The organism is Photobacterium proteolyticum (assembly GCF_001939735.1).
Classification (GTDB): domain Bacteria; phylum Pseudomonadota; class Gammaproteobacteria; order Enterobacterales; family Vibrionaceae; genus Photobacterium; species Photobacterium proteolyticum.
Window position 1 is genome coordinate 222,842 of record NZ_MJIL01000099.1, and the last position, 23,756, is coordinate 246,597.

The following is a 23,756-nucleotide window of genomic DNA, read 5'->3' on the forward strand; positions in this document are numbered from 1 at the left end:
AGGTCTAAATAGTATCTCAGCTAAGATTCAGTCGTATATTTTGGTCCTATCCGTCAATTAACGTTGATCTTGATTTTTACGCCCAAGTATATTAAATATGTTCTATACTTATTTTTAAGACAAACATATCGGAGTATTTTCTATCATTAGAGGACATTATATGCAGCATACAGAAATGATTATTCCAACCCAAATGGGTATTATTAGTCGCACAGTACTTACTGCAGTCGCATTTATGGTTTTCGGGCTTTTCATGATGTAAATAAATACATTGAGGCTTGTTGAGATGAAATATCTTACACTTCGAACTCGCCGCAAATAAAAAGGCATGTTTATTACATGCCTTTTTATTTTTGTTGCAAATTTAGCGTGAGAACAGTGAGATCTACTCTTCTATCTTGGCTAATTGCAAGCTGCTATTATCAGCCGCTTTGTCAGGTAAATAGACGGAAAAGGTCGAGCCTTTCCCCGGCGAAGACTGCACGCAGATATCACCGCCAATCTCACTGATGATACCCTGACTGACAGAAAGCCCCAGACCTGTGCCGCTACGGCGTGTCGTAAAGAACGGGTTGAAGATCCGCTCCATATTCTCTTTACTGATTCCACAACCATGATCAGTAATATGAACAACAGCACCTACTGCCTTCCCTTGCTCGTCAAGCCAGTCTTCAGTTCCGACTTTGAGCAAACCTTGATCGTCCATCGCATGGACACCGTTCATCTGCAGGTTAACCAGTACCTGCAGCAGTTGATGGCGATTAACCTCGACACAACACTTTGCCTCCAGGCTAGTTTCTATCTGGATTGCATGCTTTTTCGTTCCCGAACGAACCAATGTCAGGCTCTCTTCGACAATAGGATTAAGGTGCTGCCAGGTAACCTCGTCCTGCACCCCGCCTTGACGGCTATATTGCAGCAGGCTTCGGGTGATATTTCGTATCCGGTCAATCTGCTCATGAATGGCTCTCAGCTCTTCCTTCACCCGCTCGGTATCGTCTCCTAGTTCAAATTGAAGCAACTCCACATTACCGAGAATTACTGCTGTAGGGTTATTGATTTCGTGCGCGATGCCAGCAGTCAGCTCGCCCAGCGCCGCCAGTTTTTCACTGGTTACCAGCTTGCTACGGGCCTGATTTAACAACTTAATGTGCTGCTCTAGCTCTTCGGTTTTCTCATGCAGGCTCTTGGTACGTGCCCTGACTTTGTCTTCCAGCTCGATTGAGGCCTGCTTTATCACTTCATTACGCTGGTGAAGCTGATCAAGCATACTGTCAAACTGCTTACCCAATATTTCCAGTTCATGATCGGGAGTTAAATCCAGTGAGCCTATCCGACGGTCTAACCCCAACTGTACCGCTTTCACAACTTGGTGAATTTTCTCTATCGGGCGAAATAAATCTCGCGCTCCGCGATAAACTACAAGACCGGATATCAGCAAAACAAGTACAATGCCCACCCCAAGTTCAATAATGTTTGTCAGGTAAATGCGAACAAGCGGCCATTCTAAATAGCCAGTGTAGAGCATGCCAATTCTACGGCCATCATGATCGCGAAGCGGCTCATAGGCCGATACATACCAGTCATCATAAACAAAAGCCCGATCAACCCATGTCTGACCACTGCTCAGTACCGCCTGTCTCACCTCGTCCGATACCCGTGTCCCTATTGCACGCCCGTTAAGTTGCTCGCTGTCTAGTGGTACGTTGGTACTTACTCGGATATCGTCCATGAACAGCGTAACGGTTCCGATACTGCCTTCGGGCAACGTATCTGAGGCATAAACCAGATCACGGATTCGATCGACCAGCGAGGTGCTGTTATTAAGCAGCATACCGCCATCGACAATCCACTGCAGATTGTTTTGTTCGTTGAAAACGGGGATCAGGCTCCGACTTACCAGCCCCTTTGATTCAATTTCACCTTCGCTAAGCAATGGGATTTGAGCCCGGGCCGGCAGGTTCGGGTGTAAGTTCTCCAGAGCCATCTCATCAAGTTGCTGAAAAAAAGTCTGCTCTTCACCATTCATCAACAAGCGACGGTTTGCCTTGGAAAACTCCCCCAGTGCCGAAGCTGGGTGAACGACGACAAAATCAAGATCATAACGACCCGCCTGTTGTCGAACCCATTCACTGAGTTTGGCCTCATCATTTCTCAGCAGATACTGAAAATCGTAAGACTCGGATAGCGCCGTTAAACGCATGCGCTGTTCTTTTTGCAGCAACTCCATGCTGTGATGGGCAACCGCCAAATCTGCACGTGCATTTTTCAGCGCGCTCTGCCAGGTATACATCACGGTCCAGTACATGGTCAGCGCAATAAGTACCAGCAGGGTAATGATGATCGGCACTGATGTCAGCATCAGCAACCGATAGCGCACCATGGTCCGAAAACGGCGCACCCACATCGCCAAAAATTGTTTCATTACTGTTTCTACCTATTTATGCGCTTTCGTCTGCCCAATCTTTGTATTTTCGCTCAAGCGTTTTCCGCGCAACACCAAGCTGTCTGGCAGCAGCAGACTTATTGCCCTCATGGGAGTCTACGACCTGCATGATATGCGCTTTCTCAACTTCTTTTAGCGTCCAGTCCGTCGGGTAACAGAATGAATCTCCATCTATCTCTGCACAAGAGCACGATGGCTGATTGCCTGCTGGCACAGCTTCAGTATCAAGGGAGGAGAAGGTTTCTTCCGCGTTGGTAATTCCAACATGTGTACCGGATGCAACAGGCTGCTCTCCTACCGTGGTCACTGGAGTGATAACAACATCGCCAGCAAGTTCCCGCCAGTATTCTGCCGGTGGTTTACCCAGCAGCAGACAGCGCTCCATCATATTACGCAACTCGCGAATATTACCCGGCCAGTCATAAGCCTGCATTGACTGGATATCTTCATGAGTCCAGCTAACCGGCTTTACACCTAGATCCTTCGCCAGTTGCTGAGTAAAATGATGAGACAAAGCCGGTATATCTTCGACGCGATCCCTTAGAGCCGGCAATTCGATGGTTAACACATTCAAGCGATAGTACAGATCGCGTCGAAAACGTCCTTCCTCGACTTCCTGTTTCAAGTTACGGTTGGTAGCGGCCACAATCCGGACATCAACCTGAACTTCCCGCTCGGCACCGACAGGACGAATAGCTTTTTGCTCCAGCGCTCGCAATAGCGATGATTGCATTGAAAGCGGCATTTCGCCTATTTCATCAAGGAACAAGGTACCGTTGTTTGCAACGCGAAACAGTCCTTCGCGTCCTTTCTTGGCACCGGTAAAAGCTCCAGACACATGGCCAAACAATTCACTTTCAAGCAAGTCAGGTGCAATAGCACCACAGTTCAAAGGAACAAAAGGCCCGCTTCGCTTGCTCAGCTGGTGCAACGCCCTTGCAACAAGCTCTTTCCCCGTACCCGACTCCCCCTCTACCAGTACCGCTGCCTGCGAAGGAGCGACCTGGGCAATCATTTTTTTCATCATCAGAGTACGCTGCGCATCACCGATAATATCAACCGGATAAGTTCTATTTATATCGCGCTGCAAGGCGAAATTCTGTCTTTCGACCATCCGCCTCTCGATACAGCGATTGACCGACTGCATCATTTGATCGAGATTAAATGGCTTGAGAATGAAATCAGACGCACCGGCACGTAATGCCTGAATAGCGGTATCCAAATCAGCGTAGCCTGTCATGAAGATTACATCACTGCGGCGTGTCGAGGGGTCGAAGGCTTCATGCCACTCAATTCCTGAGCGTCCCGGCAGATTAATGTCCACAATTAACAGATCAAAGTGACATCGCTTGCGAAGCTCTTCCGCTTCCTCGATACTGCCAGCGGTATCAACCTGGGCGAATTTCTTGCTCAGGGCTTTTTTGAGGATCGCTCGCATTCCCGGCTCGTCATCTACGACAAGCACCGACACAGCAGACCAAGAAGAAGCAGCGGATTCAGACATAAGTTGTTATTTACCAATAAAGAAGGATGCGACATTTTGTCCCACCTCGTTAACCAATGTCAAAACAGTTTATGACGGTAATGAATATAAGTGCACTTTTGATCACAATACTTGTTTAAAATCATTCACTTGCAGCATGGGTTCGCGTTAATCTCAACATGTTAGAAAAATTGGCACCTGATTTGCTTTAGCCTCGGCAGTCACGAAAGAATTGTCTGCCTTACTGGCAACAGCTATTTGCGTATTCACTTAATTGACATTAAGTCAGGAAGACCTATGAAATTTATAAAAACAACTCTTGTTATTCTTTCCCTTGCCTCTGCAAGTGCAGCCCAAGCCACAGAAGATATGACCATTCGCCTGGCCACGACGACCAGTACCTATCACTCTGGCCTGCTTGACTACCTGCTCCCTGAATTCAAAAAAGATACCGGCTACAGCGTTGAAGTTCTGGCTGCCGGTACGGGTAAGTCACTGCGTATGGGACAAAATGGCGATGTTGATCTTGTTATGACCCACGCCCCGAAAGCCGAGGCGAATTTCGTTGAGAAAGGCTACGGTGTACTACCTCGTAAACTGATGCACAACGACTTTGTGGTTGTCGGGCCTCAGGCCGACCCGGCAAAAATAGCTGGCGACAAAAACGTTGCTGATGCATTGAGTAAAATTGCTTCTTACAACGCAACCTTTGTTTCTCGTGGCGATGACTCTGGTACCCATAAAAAGGAACTGAACCTGTGGGCACAAACAAAAATGGAGCCTAACTTCGGCGGCTACAAGGCTGTCGGTCAAGGCATGGGTCCTACATTGAACATGGCATCTGAACTACAGGCCTATACCATGACAGACCGTGGAACCTGGCTAGCGTACCAAAACAAACTTGACCTTAAGATTGTGGTTGAAGGTGACAAGCGACTGTTCAACCCGTATCAGGTTATCCTGGTTAACCCGAGCCGCTACCCTGATATTAACTACCAGGGTGCGAAGTCATTCAGTGACTGGTTGGTAAACCAGAAAGCACAAAAAATGATCAACAACTATAAGCGACATGGCGAACAGCTGTTTGTCGCGGATGCTATCACACAATAAATGGATATTTGGCAAACCACCCAACAAGCCGTTCAGCTATTGCTGAGCGGCGATACCGCCCTCTGGGGCATTGTTGGTGTCTCTTTCTCTGTTTCTCTGCTGGCTATAAGCATTGTGCTTTTGCCAGCATTACTTATTGGCTTCGCCCTTGCCTACGGCAAGTTCCCCGGGCGCTGGCTGATACTGTCCATATTTAACACCTTTCAGTCGATACCGACTGTTGTTATCGGACTGCTGCTGTATATGCTCTTGTCTCGATCCGGCCCCTTGGGTGACTGGAAGATGTTGTTTACCCAGCAGGCAATGATATTGGGTCAAATCCTGATTTGCTTTCCGATCCTTGTCTCAATGATGCACGCAGCCTTTCAAAACAGTGACCGCCGTGCCTGGGAAACGTCGCTGACCTTAGGTGCCAGCATCCCAAGAGCGCTTATTAGCCTAATGTGGGAGAGCCGATTTCCATTACTGGCAGCGGTTATAGCAGCCTTTAGCCGCATTATTACCGAGGTTGGCTGTTCTATGATGGTCGGTGGCAATATTTTGAATTCAACCCGAAATATTCCCACGGCAATTGCACTGGAAAGCTCGAAAGGTGCCTTTGCTCAAGGTGTTGCATTAGGAATGGTGCTGCTGTTGCTGGCACTCGTACTAAACTTTTTTCTATCTGTTGCGCGGGGCAAAGCCCATTTGCGTACCAATTAAGCTGAGGAGCAGATGATGTCTCAAATCTCAATTCAGGCTCATGACCTCTCGATTCGCTTCAAGGAGCGCCTGCTATTTCATATCCCTCAGCTAAGCATCGGCCCGCAGGAAGCCATTTACCTGACCGGCGATAACGGCGTCGGAAAAACCACCTTGTTAAAGGTACTGTCGGGCCTGCAGAAACCAACCACGGGCAAGGTGAATTTACAACAGGCCTCACTGCTGACAAGACTGCTCAAAGGGAAAAGTCAGGGTGGCGTTATTTATATGCACCAAACACCTTACATGTTTGATGGTACTGTGTTTGACAACGTATGTTATGGCCTGAAATTTACGATAAATAACCGCCAGATGCGACGAACAGAAGCTATTAATGCCCTTCGTATGGTAGGGTTAGAAACCTTGGCCGATGAACATATTTCGGTACTATCGGGCGGTGAACGCCAACGCGTGGCAATGGCGCGGGCCTGGGTGTTGAAACCGGGCGTGTTGCTTATGGATGAATCAAGTGCCAGCCTGGATCAAGAGTCGACTGAACGTCAGGTTGTTCTTGCCGAAGACTTGCTTGATCGAGGTACCAGCCTTGTGATCACCAGCCACCAGAAAAATGCCCTGACGGCTTTATGTCGTCGCCAGTGGACCATCTCCAATACAAAATTAATAGAACGAGCAGACTTGCAGCTCGTCGATGAGGATAGCAATGAGTATGCCTACGCCTGAAAATACAAGCTGGGTGATCCTGGCTGGTGGACAAGCCAGCCGTATGGGGGGAAATGACAAGGGGCTGGTAGAACTTGCCGGCCGCGCAATGATCGAACATGTCATCGACACACTCCAACCACAAACCTCCGCAATAACCATTAACGCCAATCGCAACCAAGCGCGTTACAACACTTACGGAACCGTGTTTGGCGACCATATCCAAGATTACCCTGGCCCGCTGGGAGGTATGCACGCAGCTCTGTACCACCTTAGCGACGAATGGATTGGTTTCGTCCCTTGTGACTGCCCTCGATTACCGGCAGATCTCGTTTCTCGCATGAGTGCAGCATGCCAAAGTGACACCGACATTGCTGTAGCACATGACGGCGAGCATATTCAACCCGTCGTGACGTTATTACACCGACGTATACTGCCAAAACTGGAACAGTTTCTTGAGAACGGCGATCGCAAAATCATCCTGCTGTATAAACAATGCAATATGATCACCGTTGATTTTAGCGATCAACCAAATGCTTTCGTTAACCTGAATACACCACAAGAATTAAAACAATTTGGACAGGAACTATGAGTCAGATTAATGCATCCCTGCCCCTGCTGGGCTTTGCCGCCTGGAGCGGTACCGGTAAAACGACACTGCTAGAAGCCATGTTGCCTAAACTTGTCGAGCGAGGCATTCGTGTTGCCGTGATCAAACACGCTCACCACAACTTCGATATTGACCAGGAAGGCAAAGACAGCTACCGCCTGCGAAAAGCAGGAGCCAGCCAAATGCTGATCTCGTCTCGCTACCGTCGTGCGCTAGTAACAGAAACACCAGAAGAAGAAGCTACACTGCCTCACCTGATATCCCAGCTTGATCAGACTCAGCTTGACCTTATTCTGGTCGAAGGCTTTAAGAATCTCGATTTCCCAAAAATTGAACTGCACCGTGAAGAGATTGGCAAACCTTGGTTGCATCCACAAGACAGCAACATTATTGCAGTTGCATCTGATACCAAGCCATCAACAGAGCTGCCGCAACTCGATATTAATAACCTCGACCTATTGACTGACTTTGTCGTTAACTTTGCCAACCAGGCGAAAAACGAAACCTTCAGCTGCTTTGATATTGACCCGTCCGGAATGATCTCGGTCGATGAGGGTCGCTCACGTATCTTGGAACAAATCGTCCCATCCAAGCGTGAAATCACGGTTCCACTATCACAGGCTCTGGGACAAATTGTCTCAAACAACATTCTGTCGCCAGTCAATGTGCCTCAACATACTAACTCGGCAATGGATGGCTATGCCATTCGCGGCGATGATCTTGAACGCGACAACTACACGGTTGTTGCCCACGTGCTGGCAGGCCATAGTTATAACCAACCACTAGAACCGGGACAAGCTGTTCGTATCATGACGGGAGCACCGGTACCGGCCAACGCCGACACAGTCATTATGCGAGAACTGGCTCAACAGAAAGGTGACATCGTCACTTTTGACACAGTCAAAACCGTAATTAAACAGGGCCAGAATGTTCGCCAGGCTGGTGAGGATCTTGCCATCGGTCAGACGGCTGTAGCAGCAGGCACTCAAATTACTGCTCCTGAACTGGGTATGATTGCTTCTCTGGGAATCGATACTGTCAGCATTAACTCAGCCGTCAAAGTTGCCATTTTCTCGACCGGTGACGAAGTACAACATCCAGGCGAGGAGCAAAAGGCCAACTGCATCTATGACTCAAATCGCTATACCCTACTCTCTATGCTGACCAAAGCAGGTTGTGAAGTGATCGACCTTGGCATTATTGAAGACAGTGAAGAAGCACTGGAATCTACTCTGCTCAAAGCCAGTCAGCAAGCTGATCTTATCCTGTCTTCAGGTGGGGTTTCTGTCGGTGATGCTGACTACATCAAAACCGTTCTGGATAAGCTTGGCCAGATAAACTTCTGGCGGATCAACATGCGCCCGGGTCGCCCACTGGCATTTGGTCAGATTCAGCAGACACCATTTTTCGGTCTACCTGGTAACCCAGTAGCCGTTATGGTGACCTTCCTGCAGTTTGTCGAGCCTGCAATTCGCAAGCTACAAGGTATGGATAACTGGCAACCACAGGTATTCAATGCTATCGCCACAGAAAAACTTCGCTCAAGACCTGGCCGCACAGAGTATAGCCGAGGAATTTATAGCCTTGATGCCAATGGAAGATTGTCAGTTAAAACGACTGGAAAGCAAGGTTCAGGCATCCTTCGCTCGATGAGCGAAGCAAACTGTTTGATTGAAATAGTACCGGAACAGCCAAGTGTTGAAGTGGGTGAAGTGGTTCGGGTTATCCCTCTGGAGGGGCGTATTTAACCCGGTAAACTTCTACGTTGAAACTTTAAGTTTATAGTTATAGCTGCAATTTATTAGCACTCAGAAAACGGCGAATTCACCGTTTACTGAGTGCTTTTTTGTTTGCAGCTTCCGTGCTACTTTATTTTCCTGAGCTTCTACACGTCTAGAAGATGGTTTTGAATACACTTTGTGTATATATTTTTTTACGCTCAGATAAAGTAACCTAGCCTGAAAATTCTATTTTATTTGACAAATGCAAATTATTCTTTTGCTTTGCCTTTTATTAAGCGGTGGGGGTATTACATAATTATGCTGCCCGTTGCATCAAAAATATCATTTTTTTATCAATCATTTATGAGAGCAATGATCAAACACCCTAAAAGGACACATTATGGGACCTCGAATATCAGTCCGTGCAGTATTCTATAATCAGGATCACATTCTACTCTGCAAGCATCAAGATGAACGCGGATTCTGGTATATCACCCCTGGTGGTGGTGTCGAACATGGTGAAACGCTGGAAGATACTTTTCATCGTGAACTGATGGAAGAAATAGGTCTGAAGGCTACCATGGGGGATGTGCTGTGCATCCGAGATCTAATCTCTGATCGCTCACCGACCCCTTATCTGCCAGAACATTTTCACCAGATAGAAATCTTCGTTGAGGGGAAAACCCCCAACTTTATTAATACAGCCAGTAAACTCGACCCTGCTCAGATTGGTTATGAATGGGTCCCACTTGAGAGGCTAGATAACATTTTATTCTTTCCGGCTGAGTTGGTAGAAATGTTCAAAAACAGGGAATTCTCCACCATCTACCAAGGCCACAAGCTCTAGAAGCATACACTCAAAACATATGAACAGCATTCATAACAGCCTTTGTGCAGCCACCACCCTGCCTGAATAATCAGCAAATAGGAGGCAAAGTGTATTAACATTCAACGATTTAGCTCTATTGGCTTTCTGTCGAATAGTCAAGCTTTACTGCTCGTTCACTGGCTAGACCATCTATTGTGAAGTTCTCATGTAGAATACACGACAGTTTGATTAACTAAGGTATTCATAAGTTAGGCATGTTTTTAGAATCGTATTACTCTGAACAGAACGGTGAATTTTCTTTCACACGTGAACAAGCCAGTCATTTTGCAAAAAAAGTAGCTGGTGACTTCAATCCTATCCATGATGAAGATAACAAGCGTTTTTGTGTTCCGGGTGACCTACTTTTCTCTGTTGTTCTCTCCAAAGTAGGCTTGAGCCAGAAAATGCGTTTCGAGTTCGCGGGTATGATCAATGATGGTATCGCCATCAGCGTTGATCAGAAATCGAACGATGACCTTTCTATGATTGATGGCAGCGGTAAAGAGTACCTTCACATCATCCGTGAAGGTGATACCACGCTTAACCAGGACTTGATTGAACAAGTCACCAAGAGCTATGTCCAATTCTCTGGTATGAATTTCCCGCACATCATGGTGCCGCTAATGGAATCCAAGCAAATCATGATTAACCCAACTCGCCCGTTGGTTATCTATGAAAGCATGGAACTTGATTTCGAACGCCTTGATATTTCATCACCAACAGTTGAACTGACAGGTTCCGATATCGATGTCGACGGTAAACGCGGCAGCGTTACATTGAAGTTCTGCTTCAAAGAAAACGGCGAAGTTGTCGGTACTGGCCGTAAGCGTATGGTCATGAGCGGCCTTAAGCCATACTGCCAAAATGATATCGATGACTTGGTTAACCGCTTCAACCAGCGAAAAGATGATTTCACTGCTTTATTAGCTGCTTAATCATACAGCACCAAAGAATCTAAAAATGCCGGCCTTATTGCTGGCATTTTATTTTTGCTTGTCACTTTAATGACTCACCTGCCCTCCTATACTCTATGGTGTCTTTTACTGATATTGCATTGATACGACTTGTATCAACCATAGAAGTAGTGGAGAAACCAACATGGTTAAGCGACTAATACCTAAATTCCTGTTTGTTGCTGTAGCTGGCTTTGCTGGGAGCATGAACAGTATTGCCGAAGATGATCTGCAGGCACTCGTTGCAAGAGCGAAATCAGCGGCTCCGGCCGAAATCAGTGGTAAGGCTACGGTAATCGTAGACGGTAAAGAAGTGATTAAAGGCACCAATGGCTGGGTCTGTCTGCCAAACACTTTTCCCGATGATGGAATGCCAATGTGTAACGATCCGGTATGGATGGAAATGCTGGATGCCATGGTGAACAAGAAAGACTTTAAGGCTGATCGAATTGGTATTTCATACATGCTGCAGGGTGATTTAGGCGCAGGAGTCAGTAACTCTGACCCCTATCATTCCGATCCCAAGAAAGCTGACGACTACGTTGAAATGGGCGCGCACTTGATGATCATCGTACCTGAAGAAATGCTAAAAGGATTAACAGACGATCCAAGTAACGGTGGCCCATACATCATGTGGAAAGATACGCCATACCGACATATCATGGTGCCCATTTCGCCAAAGCCATTGAACTAGAAAACAACTTATAACAGCAATTCCTGTATTTTAAGCTTGGTATTATTGATAAAGCCCGTGATAGCTTTATAGTAATACCAAGCTAATATGATATACCCAAGCTACCTCAAGATGCAGGATTCAGAGTGAGTCCAGCGAGCTCAGTTCAAGGAAAATGACGGTAGAAATGGTATTCCCTTTCAACGTTATTTGACACAGAAATGGGTTCGCTGGCTCACTCCCAAAGGGCGAGTTTACTTGGCTTCAAAGCATTATATTCAGTAAGTTGACAGGGATCCATTTTGAACCTCAGGCAAATCGAAGTGTTTTACGCCGTAATGAAATCAGGAACAGTTTCGGGCGCGGCAAGGCTGCTTCATGTTTCTCAACCTAATGTTACCCGGATACTCTCACATACCGAACAACAGCTAGGTTTCTCACTGTTTCAACGAATAAAAGGCCGTTTAATTCCTACCGATGAAGCGCGGAAACTACTTCCTGAGGCGGAAAAGATATACCAGCAACTTGGCAGCTTCCACTCCCTAACTAATAAGATCAGAAAAGGCAGCCAACACTTGAGGGTTGGTGCTCCGCCAATTTTAGCAACATCTCTGTTAGCACCAGTTGTTGCAGAGCTATGTAAAGGCAGTGATACCTCAGTCGAACTAAGTACCGACAACAGAGCGGCATTATGTACCGGCCTTATCCAAAACCAACTAGATCTGGTTATCTGCTTTGGAAACGAGGTACCACCAGCTATTTCTGGCCAAGAGCTTTTCACCGAAGAAATGGTGCTACTCTACCCTCAGCGAAACCAGAATATTCCTTTAGTTGAAGACGATAATTCCAGAGTAGACTGGTCTCGATTGGTGACAACGTCACATAAAATCATCGGACTTGATCCCCGTGATCCGCTTGGGGGCTTGTTAAACCAATCTATTCAGCATTACGAACCTGATTACCACCATCAAATCACAGTCAGATCTTATAGTGCGGCCGCTCAATTAGTCGAATATGGTGCCGGATTAGCCGTCGTTGATCCATGGACTGCATCTGTCTTTGCCAACCAATTACAACAAAAACGCCTTGAGCCCGCATTGAGGTTTTCTGTTTCTCTACTCTATGCAGATCATAGCCCTATCTCTGTGACGGGTGAAAAATTCATCTCTATGCTTAGTTGCTAGCCCTTCGGTCAGCCACATCCCCTCTATACTATGAATTGATAAGATATCTTGCTTACACCAATTCTAAAGAATATGTTGAGGACGCAAAAATGGCTGACTACTTTTTTCCTATCGTTTCAATGATTGCTTATGCGCTTCTGATCTGGAAACTACTCCAGCCAAGACCACCAAGAAAATCAGATTCGAAGAAAAAATAGCAGCTACTCGTGGTTGCTTATGCCAATCAGCAGGTTACCCGCTATTGTTCTGCAATCACGCTTTGCTGATGAGGTATAACTTGGATTTATACCCTGCAGACAAATAAGTATTCGGCTTCCGGCAGTTCACTCCTTACAGTAAGTGTCATTGTTTGCACCATACAAGGAAGAATCATGCAAATCCCACAGCCTTACTTACTCTTTCTCGGTGATGTCACCGATCCCCTTTCAGCCAAAACAGCCAAAGGAATACTACAGTGGCGTCCTAAGATGTGTACGGGACAATTAAGACTTACGCAAGAAACGGTGTCGCTAGGTATCACCGACCTTTCTCTGGCTGAAGCCAGAGAACGTGGAGCTCAAACTTTGGTTATAGGGACGGCCAATGCTGGCGGTTTCATTCCCCAGTCGTGGCTGGCAGCATTGCAAGAAGCCATTGAGCTTGGCTTCAACATTGCTTCGGGCATGCATCAACGACTCAGTGGCTTTCCAGCCCTCTCCAATGCAGCCAATATTCATGGATGCCAGTTGTATGATGTTCGCCATTACGATCAGCCGCTAATTGTTGGTACTGGTAAACCGCGCCAGGGAAAGCGCCTGCTTACCGTAGGCACCGACTGCTCGGTGGGTAAAATGTACACCTCTCTTGCCCTTGAAAAAGAGATGAACCGACAAGGACTAAAAGCACAATTCCGTTCAACCGGTCAGACCGGAATTTTAATATCCGGCACAGGCATTGCCGTTGATGCTGTGGTCGCTGATTTCATTTCAGGTGCAGCCGAAGCGATCAGTCCTGATTTTACCGATCATGACTGGGATATCATTGAAGGCCAGGGTTCTCTACTCAACCCATCGTTTGCAGGTGTCAGCCTCGGGTTACTGCATGGCTCGCAGCCCGATGCGCTTGTGCTCTGTCATGAGGTCGGTCGTGCCCACATTCGCCATTTGCCCCATATGAGCGTTCCTTCAATCGAATCAACCCTTGAAGCTAACTGCACAGCCGCCAAGCTGACAAACCCAAACGCTAAATTCGTCGGGATTTGCCTTAATACCTCAGCCATAGATGAAAGTGATGCCCTTGCACTGTGTCGACAATGGGAGCTTCAGTATAAGCTGCCTGTTAGTGATCCTGTTCGCTTTGGTGTTTCGACTATCGTTGACAAACTCCACTCGATTTAAAGCAAGGGATCGTAATGAACATTCATACCCAGCACGAGCAATTTCCCCTTGCTCGCCCTTTTACGATATCTCGTGGCACAAGAACACACCAGGATGTCGTCACAGTATGCATCGAGCATAATGGGCTTTCGGCTACGGCTGAATGTACGCCCTACCCGCGATACGGAGAGAGCATTGAGTCAGTAATAGAACAGATCGAGTTACTCAATCATAAACTCTCAGATATTCAGCTAACCAGAGCTAACCTGCCCGAGTACTTAACGGCAGGAGCGGCCAGAAATGCTGTCGACTGTGCCCTGTGGCGTCTTGAGCACCAAGCTGCCTTCCCGTATCACGTTTTTACCATCAAGCCCGAAATCATTACGGCGATGACAATCTCTCTTGATACACCGGAGGCAATGGGAAAGCAGGCGAAAGAGCTATGCAAAGTACACGGCGCTAAATTACTAAAAGTGAAACTCGATCATGAACGAATTATAGAGCGCGTTAAATCAGTTCGAGAAAATGCACCTGATGTCGATATTATTCTCGATGCCAACGAAGCCTGGGGAGGTTTCGGTCAAGATGTTGACTTGAGTACTCTATTCGAACAGCTGACCCCGTTTAACATCACCATGATCGAACAGCCTGTGCCAAAAGGTATGGACAACAAACTACTGGGAATCAAGCATCCTATCGACTTATGCGCCGATGAAAGCTGTCATACCAGTGAAGACCTCGATGGTCTAGTTGGCTGCTACGAGATGATTAACATCAAGCTCGACAAAACCGGGGGGCTGACAGAAGCACTAGTGCTTGAGGCCAAAGCACGAGCGCTGGGTTTTAAGATCATGGTGGGTTGTATGGTTGGCACTTCAATGGCGATGGAGGCCGCATTACCCATTGCCACACATGCAAACATTGTTGACCTCGATGGCCCTGTTCTTCTGAAACAAGACAGAGCCAACGGCCTGCTCTACCAAGCTGGAATGTTGCATCTCAACCTCTGATACACAGTTTGCACATTCCAGTTCGTGGAAGTATTGAATTAATGACAATCTCTCTTCAGTACTTCCACTTTTTTATAAGCAGCAGAACAAACGGTAGAACCAGGCGGGTAAGTCTGATAAATTCCAAGAGTCAATTAACCAATGGAGGAACTTTGATGATTGTTATAAAAACTCACCGGGCGCAGCGAGACTCATAATTTAATCCCTCTCCCTCCTGCCCGGTCTTAAACCGGGGCCACAATGCCCCTGAAAATCGTCTTTCAGAATGGTGCGTAATGCATCAGGGGTCTATCTATCATGATCAAACCTATTTCTTTGCCTGAACTAGGCTGGAAACCTTTTTTTCAACAACAACTTTCGCTCGATGAATGGGAAACCTCCCATATAGCCAGAGTCATGGCACAACATCGCAGTCAACTAACAGTCATGACTGAGCAAGGCGAGCAACACTTGAAGATTGCTCCCAGCATGCCAGCTATGACCGTGGGTGACTGGGTATTGCTATCTGATGATAGCCAGTTTGTGCGAGCTTTGGATCGCAGTTCCGAATTCAGCAGGAAAGCGGCGGGCAGTAAAGTACAGTCGCAGTTAATTGCAGCCAATATCGACACCGTTTTTATCGTCTGCTCATTAAATAACGACTTTAACTTGAACCGAATCGAGCGCTATTTGGCACTGGTTAATGAAGCCGGCGTCGAGCCTGTTATCGCGCTCACAAAAGCCGACTGCTGCGAAGAACCTCTGGAATTTGTCCGACAGGTTCAGAATATCGATCCAATGCTGTTCGTCGAAGCCGTAAATGGCCTAGATAGTAGCAGTACAGCTGTACTTGAGTCTTGGTGCCGCGCAGGAAAAACCGTCGCCTTTATGGGTTCTTCCGGGGCCGGTAAATCGACACTCATTAATACCTTGCAGGGTATTGAAATACAACAAACTGGTGCTATTCGTGAAGATGACAGCAAAGGTCGCCACACGACAACATCGCGGTCATTGCACGTCATGCCATCTGGCGGCTTGCTTCTTGATACGCCAGGAATGCGGGAACTGCAGTTGGCAGACTGTGGACAAGGGCTCGAGGTCACATTTGCCGATATAGGCTTACTGGCTAGAGAATGCCGATTTTCAGACTGTCAGCATGATCAGGAACCAGGATGTGCGGTACGAGCCGCTATTGAATCTGGATCGCTTGAGGAGCGTCGCTTAAGGAACTTTCATAAGCTAAACCGCGAGCAAGCCCGCAACGGAGCGACACTTGCGGAAAGACGGGCCAAAGATCGCAAATTTAATAAACTTTGTCGTTCTGTCCTAACCGAAAAACGAAGGCTAAAAGAGAGCTAACCCCAAACTGCGTTAATGAATGTCCAGACAGCGCAGAAACAACTATCTATATGAACCACATAAAAAAGCACTCCCGAAGGAGTGCTTTTCTTGATACGGATGTTAGCTCAACCTAAATCGTTGAACTTGCACATTCTGGCTGCCAAATTTGAGCTTTTTCCTTTTCATGTAACTGCATTCTCATGACGGCAATTGGCCCCGTAATTAAGGTCACGGCAATCAACAGTGAAACAGGAACAGCAGTGATCACGATAAAGGACTGCAGTGCATTCAATCCACCATCACCAGCAACTAACAATACCGCGGCCACGCAACCCATTACTATCGCCCAGAATAGACGCTGAAATTTACTTGGTTCATTATCGCCCGAGACAACCATAGAGATTGAATAAGCCATCGAATCACCCGTCGTAACAACAAAGGTAGTAGTCAACACCAAAAATGCAGGTACCAGCAAACTACTGAATGGTAATTGAGACAAAGAAGCTAGCAAAACAGCTGGAAGTCCAGCGTCATTCAGAGGTCCCGAGATACTTCCCGGAGACTGAAGCTCGAAGAAAATTCCGGTTCCACCTAATACAGTAAACCAAAAGTTTGTCACGATTGGCGCACCAATGGCGACGGTCAAAATCAACTCACGAATGCTGCGGCCTTCAGAAATACGCGCAATAAAGATTGCCATCATTGGCGCGAAGCCAATAAACCATCCCCAGAAGAACCATGTCCACCATGAATTCCACGCAGGGGCATCAGTGTTCAGGCTCATCGCTGGCAGTTGCTCCACATACATCGCAAATGCCGAACCAAAGTGCTCAAAGATAAACTGAGTCGGACCAAATACCAACATCACAAGCAGCAAGGCAAATGCACCAACAACATTCAGGCGACTTAACCATTGCAAACCTTTGTCCATGCCGGTAAAAGCAGAAACAGAATACACGGCAACCACAACGGCCAATATGCCCAACTGGCTAGTTACAGTGTTCTCTATCCCCATCACAGATTCAAGGCTATAGCCCAACTGCGAAGCCAGAAAGCCGATTGGGCCAATAGTGCCAGCCGCAACAGCAATAATAGAACAGGCGTCAATCACAGAACCCAACCAGTGATTCTCTAACCGATCACCCATCAGCGGATAAAGCAATGCCCGCGGGCGTAGTTTCACTCCACCTTGGTGGTGAGCGTACATAAGAACAATTGTTGCAAGCGTACCCAGAACTGCCCAGGCTAAAAAGCCCCAATGAAGAAAACTCTGACTCAAAGCGGGGGTTACGGCTTCTACAGAAGAGCCCACGAGCCCATCAAAGCTCGGAGGGGGTGTTATAAAGTGATAGATTGGTTCCGCAGCAGACCAAAAAACACCACCGCCGGCAAGTAAAGTGCACATGATCATTGCCAACCAGCGGAAAGTACCAATGGTCGGTTTCGCTTGCTTACCCATACGAATTTTTCCGTAACGGGTAACAGCGATAAGCACAGCCACTGCAAAATTGATAACCATCAACCATTGCCAAGCGTACCCAAAATGTGAAGTCACTGAAGAGAACATTGACTGAATCACACGGGTAACGAGTGACAGGTCGATGAGAGAAGAAAGCAGGAACAAACTGATGAACCCAATCGTTAGAGCTGGAACCAGTTTATCACCAACTTTATGTGTCGTGCTATGCATAATATACTCACGGTTACTGTGAGGGGCGGCACATTATCAGCTTGTGGGCTATATAACCAGAAAAAAATGCCTTTTTTTATGAAAGAAAATTCAAACATGGCAGCCAACAGACACCTTTCAGTCCATAACGATGGCTTTATACACATCACTCTAGCTTGTTTCAGTGCATGGCTATTCATTAGAGTTCAAATTGTTTTATATCACTCGATACACAGCTCGGTATAGTATGGCAGTTTGCTGCCATTCCCCTTTTCAACCAGTTACACTTACATTAAATAGACAGCAGAGCGCTTTCCAGTCATGGCTAGGTGGTAAAATGACATAAATTTCACTTTGTTAGCATTAGCCTCTGATACACTGCGAGTCCAAATTAATCATCCTTTATGACAATGCCAATCTATTCGTTCCTTCGTAACAAAATTCCTGGCTACATTGCCTTGCTCATTTTCGCCACCATTATGTCTGGCCTACTTATGTTTTTCTCATCTGTCGAGCTGACAGGCCACGTTTCAGATCTCACAGGCCAAACTTTCTCATTGCTTACCGCCTCAGCCGGGAACCCCTATTTCCTGGTCACCGTTTGTGTTCTGTGCTCAGCGCCGATAATTTCAAAGCTCCCCAAAAAAGCAGTTGTTCGGCTTATTTGTCAGTTTGCTATTCTGCTAATACTCAGCTTTATTGCCAAAACTGCACTGAAGCATATTACTGAAGTACCAAGGCCATATAGTTATCAATTGCAAAGCTTAGGTATCGTGCATTCAGTAGATGAGTTCTATCAGTTAAGTGCGGCTGAAAAAGAAAAAGCGGTTCAAATGGCTACGGCGAATGTTAGTGGTTGGCGCACATCCCATTGGCAAGGTGAGACGAACTACTCATTTCCTTCAGGGCATACTATATTCGCCGCTGTCTGTGTGGTTTTCTGGGGAGGATTCTTCTGGCATAGACGCCAACTAGCGGCTGCAAGCCTTCTGATCCTGTGGGCAACAGGTGTTGGAATCAGCAGAATCTGGCTTGGGATGCACTGGCCAACAGATATACTTGCCTCTATAGTAAGCGCCGGACTGTTATACCTTCTCATTCCTGAATGGAATGACACAAACTAACAAACAGAAACAAAAACGCTTCCTAGGAAGCGTTTTGAGTTTTCATATCACAGTTTCTTTGAATCACTAACGACTCAGAATGACCTGTTTCTAGCGTCACCGGGAACTGTGACTTGCTTAGAGTTAACGAACTCGAGCTATTACCCCTTCCACCTGAAACCATGACATTGTTAGTACTAGATACGATTCTTATATGAACAAAATCACTACTTTCATTTTTCAGAATCAATCTCACCCTATCCGTCTTCGATTCACAGGTAATACCTAGTGGTGGAAAAGTCGCTGCATTCACATGGAATGCAGCGATTAGAAAGGCCGTAATTAACGTTACTTTCATGTATTAGTACTGAGTTACATATACTGTGTTGTAAGATGAGCCATTGGTAATTTCTACATTGGAGTAATCGTTATTTGACTGCTTAACAAAAACAGTGTTGTACTTAGTTGGTCCATTGTAGTAATCATCAATGAGTACAGTAGACTTAGAGTAATCCCCAAGCTGTTTCACCGTTACATCGTTGTAATCAGCATTCTCTCCTAAAATATCAATATCAGAGTAGTTACCATGGCCGTACTGCTTAACGTAGGCACTATTCCAGTCACCTGCCTTAATACTAACTGAAGAATAGTTATAGGCCCCTTTTTGGTACACATCTACATCATTGTAGTCAGCATAATAACCAATGTTAACTCGAGATTTATTACGATAACCTTTTTGGTTCACAGTCACATAGTTATGATCTGAGTTATGGTTAATATATACACCTGAACGATTCTTTTTACCGTACTGAGAAACATCTACATCATTATAATCTGAACCATACTTGATATACACTTTTGACTTATTGCCTTTGTAGTTTCCAGGTGACTGCTGATACACAGACACATGGTTACCATCACTATTTTTCTTGATTTTAACATCAGACTTGTTGTCAGTGTAATAACCTGTTGCTGCAGCTGAAGTAGAAACAAGTGCAGCTGAAATTAATAGAGATAACTTTTTCATGATAATTCCTTTAATTGTGTTATCGTACAATACTAATCTTGCATTTATTATTCAGGTGATAATCAACACCAAACATTACAAATACGAATTAAAACAACCGTTGCAATAATTCAGTTATTATTGTAAGTAACCTATCCTTGGTTATCATCCCTGTTTGTTTTTTGATAAGACAACTTGCATTTAACTTAGCGCAATCTCTCAGCGAGATAATTCTCTTATAGTCATACACTATTCAAATTAGATTGATTATTTGCATGCCGTTATTCACACATTTAACTTGTATTATTAGTATCGGACTTTCTAGACAGCATTCCATAAACCTAATTATGAAAATATCTTCTCACCCTTAATACTTTTATTAATATTAATAACCTATACTCTAGTAATTTTCACTGATGACACTATTGAATTTCTAGTAAAAAAGCCAACCCAATTGAAAGTTATAATTTAACAAGACCTAAAACACAAAAGCAATCAACAAAGACTAATTTTATTACCCACAGAGTATATCAAAGATACATTTATTATTAAGGAAAATAAAAATTCGCTGCATTCATAATGAATGCAGCGAAAACACATCAATAATTCACACGTTTACTTAGATTAGTATTGTGTTACATACACAGTGTTGTACGAAGAGCCGTGTGTAATTTCTACATTCGAGTAATCATTATTAGTCTGAGTTACGTAAACAGTGTTATAGCTTGTTGGGCCATAGTAACCATCGCTGATTAACACCTTAGACTTGCTGTAGTCCCCCCCCTGGCTTACAGATACATAGTTGTAATCAGCATTTTCACCAAGGATGTCCACATCAGACATGTTGTAGTTACCATACTGGTCTACGTGAACATTGTTCCAATCGCCCTTGTTAATATACACATTGGAGTAGTTAAAGTAACCATCCTGATACACACCAACTGTATTCTCATCAGCGTAGTTATGTAGACCAACCTTGGAATCGTTATAGTAACCACTTTGGCTTACATAAACAGCATTGTTATCCGAGTTATAAGTGATATCAACATCTGAGTTGTTCTTTTCGCCATATTGATTAACGGTAACGTAGTTGTAATCTGAATCATAATCAATTAGGACGTCTGATGTATTACCATCGTAGCTACTTGGAGACGCTTGATATATTGTGACATGGTTGCCATCACTGTTATTCTTAATTTTAACTGTCGACTTGTTATCACTATAATATCCTGTAGCTGCGGCAGAGGTTGACACCAGCGCAGCTGAAATTAATAGAGCTAGATTTTTCATGACAATTCCTTAATTGTGTTATCGAACAGTAATGCTTTTGTTCATACCATTGATGATCACATGTGTCTGACCACCAGTTTGGTTGATATCGGATTTAAAATACCTAACGTTACTTTTTTGGACGATTAGCGCTTTATTGTCATTTCCATATTGCGCTATCTCGCCCCGGTTTTTGCTTCCCTTTTGTATTATTGCTGCTTTATTATTACTACCATACTGAAGAATTACCCCAGTATTATCAAAACCATCTTCAAGAACTGCAGCGTAGTTATCATCGCCGTTTTGATCGATATAAGCCTTATTACCGCTTCCTTTTTGAGCAATATACGCATCATTGCGACTACCACTTTGCTTGACCTTGGCTGTGTTACCTAACCCACCATATTTATTTTCCTGCACAACGGTAGCTGTACTATTGTACGCACCATTTTGTTTAACACTTGATATATTATCGTAGTCTAGTTGTAACTCTGACAACTTGCTGAGTTCGTTGTACGCAAGATCACCCGACAGTACATTAAAACTAATACCTGATAGAAACAGAGGAATAATTAGTTTTTGGTAACTTTTCATTCTCACGGCCATCCATTTAATTTGTACTATCAGTATCGAATTTCTTAAGTTTTGTTCCATCAACCTAATCATGAAACTCTTCTCTTACTGTTAATACTTTTATTGAGAATAAAAAACCTCTAACCTAGTTAAACCAAATGAAATAAAAACGATGAAACTAATAAAATAGTTTAATCATTTAAAAAAAACCAACAAACTCAACAATATAAAAACGTAACATCAAGGTTTATGATAATGGCTAAAACGACTTACAGAAAAGTTAATTAAACTCACAAAGAAGGACTAACGAAGCCATCTGAAAATTAGTTTTCATAATCAAAGACTTACAATTTACTTATACGTTGATTTCAATCTCAAAGCTGAGAATCATGTGTTGAGACCGAATGAGAGTTCGATATATACCCTAGCTACCTCAAGATGCTCGATTCAGCGAGAATTACTTAACCACTAGGCTAGGCACCGATTAGAGGATCTAGTGGCTCTAAATGAATAATCGTAACAACGCATAGTGTACAAGTAAACTCGCCCTTTGGGAGTGAACCAGTTGGTTCCACACTTTGATGCCTATTTCTGTGTCAAATAACGTTGAAAGGGACTACCATTCCTACCGTTACTTTCCTTGAACAGAACCCGCTGGTCTCACTTTGAATCCTGCAAATTGTGGTAGCTTGGGTATAGAACAAAAACCCTCTTGCAGAGGGCTTTTAATGTTATCGGAAGGGAATCAAACTATATGATGGGTCTGGCGCGAAGCATGTACTCCTGGATTATAGGGTGCTGAAGATCCGCATCTCTTAATGGTTCCCATAGGCCAGCCTGGATACCATCAACTATCACGTGTACAACTGCCGCGTCGATTGCTGACATGACAGCAAGATTTACAGGCTCGTTGGTTGTATAGCCTAGCTCTGCTTCTAGTAGGTCTTTATAGTCGATAAACTTAAATACACCCGTTTGAAGCTCTTTGGAAAAGATCGTTTTACTGGTCGTTACGCTTAGCAAAATTCTTCCACTTCTAACATCAACAGCCCGTACATTGACGGTAACCTGATCTGTGCGATACTGTCCTGAACCACCAATCCCCAAATAACGAGCCCCAGCACCACCAGTTCGGACGTTACTGTCATAGGCCACTATACCGCCTTCTACCATAATATTCGCCGAAGCCAATGAGGGTAAATGAACACCATGGTTCGTTGGTATTTCATCCTTTTTCTGTGCGGCACGGATGATTTTCCTTTCGGTTAACAAGTTCTGCAACCCTTCGCGTTCCAGCGGTATAAACCATTTAGAATCAAGCAGTGCTGTTGTTAGCAATGCGGCTCCGCCCTGTGGGACTGCGGTTGAGAAGTTACTATTTGGCTGTGGTTTATATTGGCCTGTTTGATCCCTAAAATCATATACAGAAACAAAGACTTTCCCTTTAGGTAGAGGTAAGGATACTAGATCCTGATATGCAACCCCCCTCGCCATTAATGTTGGTTCCTTACTTATCTCCGGCGTTTCCAGCGACATAGAACACCCGGATAATAAGAGAAGCAAGCTCCCCCAAACTAGCGCTTTCATCCACCTTCTCCCTATAAATCCGGTACCAGACCACTCACCTGAATTGTTGATGATTCGCCCGTTTCTTTATCTGTTATTTGAATAACCAAGCTGCCATTGTTATCTACGATGTTTAGGACAAAATCATTTGTAACAAGTTGCCCTGTATTTCCATTACCGACATCAGATAACAACTGACTTATCAGGCGTGACTCAAGACTTGCCGCCAAGCGCTCTAGATCAGATTGCTCATTAAGCAAACCGTCATCTGGCGCTTTGTGATCATTAATTGCATTGGCAACCCCCAACAGGTGAGCACTGTTTAGTGGGTTACCACCAAAACTGGGGTTTATTGGTGTGTAAACCAACTCTGTCGCCGAAACCTTAGCAGATAAAGCTAACAGGCAGACTAAGGCTAATTTGCTCCCTTTCATGA

At 45.0% G+C, this 23,756-nt stretch carries 21 protein-coding genes; 13 read left to right on the forward strand and 8 right to left on the reverse strand.

The window, feature by feature from the left end; translation table 11 throughout:
• Positions 1–385: 385 nt before the first annotated feature.
• Together BIT28_RS27220 and BIT28_RS27225 are read right to left on the reverse strand one after the other, a co-directional pair.
• Entirely contained in the window at positions 386–2,425 is a 2,040-nt protein-coding gene (locus BIT28_RS27220; RefSeq protein ID WP_075768090.1) for a sensor histidine kinase, read from the reverse strand.
• Positions 2,426–2,441: 16 nt separating this feature from the next.
• Positions 2,442–3,950 (reverse strand): sigma-54-dependent transcriptional regulator, encoded by a 1,509-nt coding sequence (locus BIT28_RS27225; RefSeq protein WP_075768091.1) that lies wholly within the window; start codon positions 3,948–3,950, stop codon positions 2,442–2,444.
• A gap of 276 nt (positions 3,951–4,226) precedes the next feature.
• Between BIT28_RS27225 and BIT28_RS27230 the strand changes: the two genes are divergently transcribed.
• From BIT28_RS27230 to rsgA, 12 genes are all read left to right on the forward strand, one after another.
• Entirely contained in the window at positions 4,227–5,039 is an 813-nt protein-coding gene (locus BIT28_RS27230) for an ABC transporter substrate-binding protein (RefSeq protein WP_075768092.1), read from the forward strand.
• On the forward strand, positions 5,040–5,741 hold the full coding sequence (locus BIT28_RS27235) for an ABC transporter permease (protein ID WP_075768093.1): 702 nt from the start codon (positions 5,040–5,042) through the stop codon (positions 5,739–5,741).
• Between the two features lie 15 nt (positions 5,742–5,756).
• Positions 5,757–6,461, forward strand: coding sequence for an ATP-binding cassette domain-containing protein (locus tag BIT28_RS27240; protein ID WP_075768094.1), 705 nt, complete (start codon positions 5,757–5,759; stop codon positions 6,459–6,461).
• The gene (gene mobA / locus BIT28_RS27245; RefSeq protein ID WP_075768095.1) at positions 6,448–7,032 is read left to right on the forward strand and encodes a molybdenum cofactor guanylyltransferase MobA; all 585 of its coding nucleotides are present in this window, start codon (positions 6,448–6,450) and stop codon (positions 7,030–7,032) included. The genes BIT28_RS27240 and mobA overlap by 14 nt, the downstream gene beginning before the upstream one ends.
• Entirely contained in the window at positions 7,029–8,798 is a 1,770-nt protein-coding gene (locus BIT28_RS27250; protein ID WP_075768096.1) for a bifunctional molybdopterin-guanine dinucleotide biosynthesis adaptor protein MobB/molybdopterin molybdotransferase MoeA, read from the forward strand. The genes mobA and BIT28_RS27250 overlap by 4 nt, the downstream gene beginning before the upstream one ends.
• Before the next feature lie 373 nt (positions 8,799–9,171).
• Positions 9,172–9,618: an NUDIX domain-containing protein gene (locus BIT28_RS27255; protein ID WP_075768097.1), complete on the forward strand. Its 447-nt coding sequence runs from the start codon at positions 9,172–9,174 to the stop codon at positions 9,616–9,618.
• Positions 9,619–9,854: 236 nt separating this feature from the next.
• Positions 9,855–10,574 carry a DUF3581 domain-containing protein gene (locus tag BIT28_RS27260; RefSeq protein WP_075768098.1) on the forward strand — a complete coding sequence of 240 codons (720 nt, stop codon included), beginning with the start codon at positions 9,855–9,857 and terminating at the stop codon, positions 10,572–10,574.
• A 163-nt stretch (positions 10,575–10,737) separates the two neighbouring features.
• Positions 10,738–11,286: a hypothetical protein gene (locus BIT28_RS29755; protein ID WP_075768099.1), complete on the forward strand. Its 549-nt coding sequence runs from the start codon at positions 10,738–10,740 to the stop codon at positions 11,284–11,286.
• Between the two features lie 281 nt (positions 11,287–11,567).
• Complete coding sequence (locus BIT28_RS27270; protein WP_075768100.1) at positions 11,568–12,449, forward strand: LysR family transcriptional regulator; 882 nt, start codon at positions 11,568–11,570, stop codon at positions 12,447–12,449.
• Positions 12,450–12,820: 371 nt separating this feature from the next.
• On the forward strand, positions 12,821–13,825 hold the full coding sequence (dgcN, locus tag BIT28_RS27275) for an N-acetyltransferase DgcN (protein WP_075768101.1): 1,005 nt from the start codon (positions 12,821–12,823) through the stop codon (positions 13,823–13,825).
• Positions 13,826–13,839: 14 nt separating this feature from the next.
• Positions 13,840–14,814 carry an N-acetyl-D-Glu racemase DgcA gene (gene dgcA / locus BIT28_RS27280; protein ID WP_075768102.1) on the forward strand — a complete coding sequence of 325 codons (975 nt, stop codon included), beginning with the start codon at positions 13,840–13,842 and terminating at the stop codon, positions 14,812–14,814.
• A 297-nt stretch (positions 14,815–15,111) separates the two neighbouring features.
• On the forward strand, positions 15,112–16,152 hold the full coding sequence (rsgA, locus tag BIT28_RS27285) for a ribosome small subunit-dependent GTPase A (protein ID WP_075768103.1): 1,041 nt from the start codon (positions 15,112–15,114) through the stop codon (positions 16,150–16,152).
• A gap of 112 nt (positions 16,153–16,264) precedes the next feature.
• Here rsgA and BIT28_RS27290 read toward each other — a convergent pair whose 3' ends face one another.
• The gene (locus tag BIT28_RS27290; protein ID WP_075768104.1) at positions 16,265–17,824 is read right to left on the reverse strand and encodes a BCCT family transporter; all 1,560 of its coding nucleotides are present in this window, start codon (positions 17,822–17,824) and stop codon (positions 16,265–16,267) included.
• A 383-nt stretch (positions 17,825–18,207) separates the two neighbouring features.
• Here BIT28_RS27290 and BIT28_RS27295 point away from each other — a divergent pair, with 383 nt between their 5' ends.
• Complete coding sequence (locus BIT28_RS27295; protein ID WP_075768105.1) at positions 18,208–18,927, forward strand: phosphatase PAP2 family protein; 720 nt, start codon at positions 18,208–18,210, stop codon at positions 18,925–18,927.
• A 340-nt stretch (positions 18,928–19,267) separates the two neighbouring features.
• On the opposite strand, the gene BIT28_RS27300 is transcribed toward BIT28_RS27295, so the two are convergent.
• From BIT28_RS27300 to BIT28_RS27320, 5 genes are all read right to left on the reverse strand, one after another.
• Positions 19,268–19,933 carry a hypothetical protein gene (locus BIT28_RS27300; protein WP_075768106.1) on the reverse strand — a complete coding sequence of 222 codons (666 nt, stop codon included), beginning with the start codon at positions 19,931–19,933 and terminating at the stop codon, positions 19,268–19,270.
• Positions 19,934–20,536: 603 nt separating this feature from the next.
• Positions 20,537–21,202, reverse strand: coding sequence for a hypothetical protein (locus BIT28_RS27305; protein WP_075768107.1), 666 nt, complete (start codon positions 21,200–21,202; stop codon positions 20,537–20,539).
• An 18-nt stretch (positions 21,203–21,220) separates the two neighbouring features.
• Entirely contained in the window at positions 21,221–21,775 is a 555-nt protein-coding gene (locus tag BIT28_RS27310; RefSeq protein WP_075768167.1) for a hypothetical protein, read from the reverse strand.
• 729 nt (positions 21,776–22,504) lie between these two features.
• A complete protein-coding gene (locus tag BIT28_RS27315; RefSeq protein WP_075768108.1) occupies positions 22,505–23,341 on the reverse strand; it encodes a CsgG/HfaB family protein in 837 nt (278 codons plus the stop codon).
• Between the two features lie 11 nt (positions 23,342–23,352).
• Positions 23,353–23,754, reverse strand: a complete 402-nt coding sequence (locus BIT28_RS27320; RefSeq protein ID WP_075768109.1) for a curli assembly protein CsgF — start codon at positions 23,752–23,754, stop codon at positions 23,353–23,355.
• Positions 23,755–23,756: the final 2 nt, after the last annotated feature.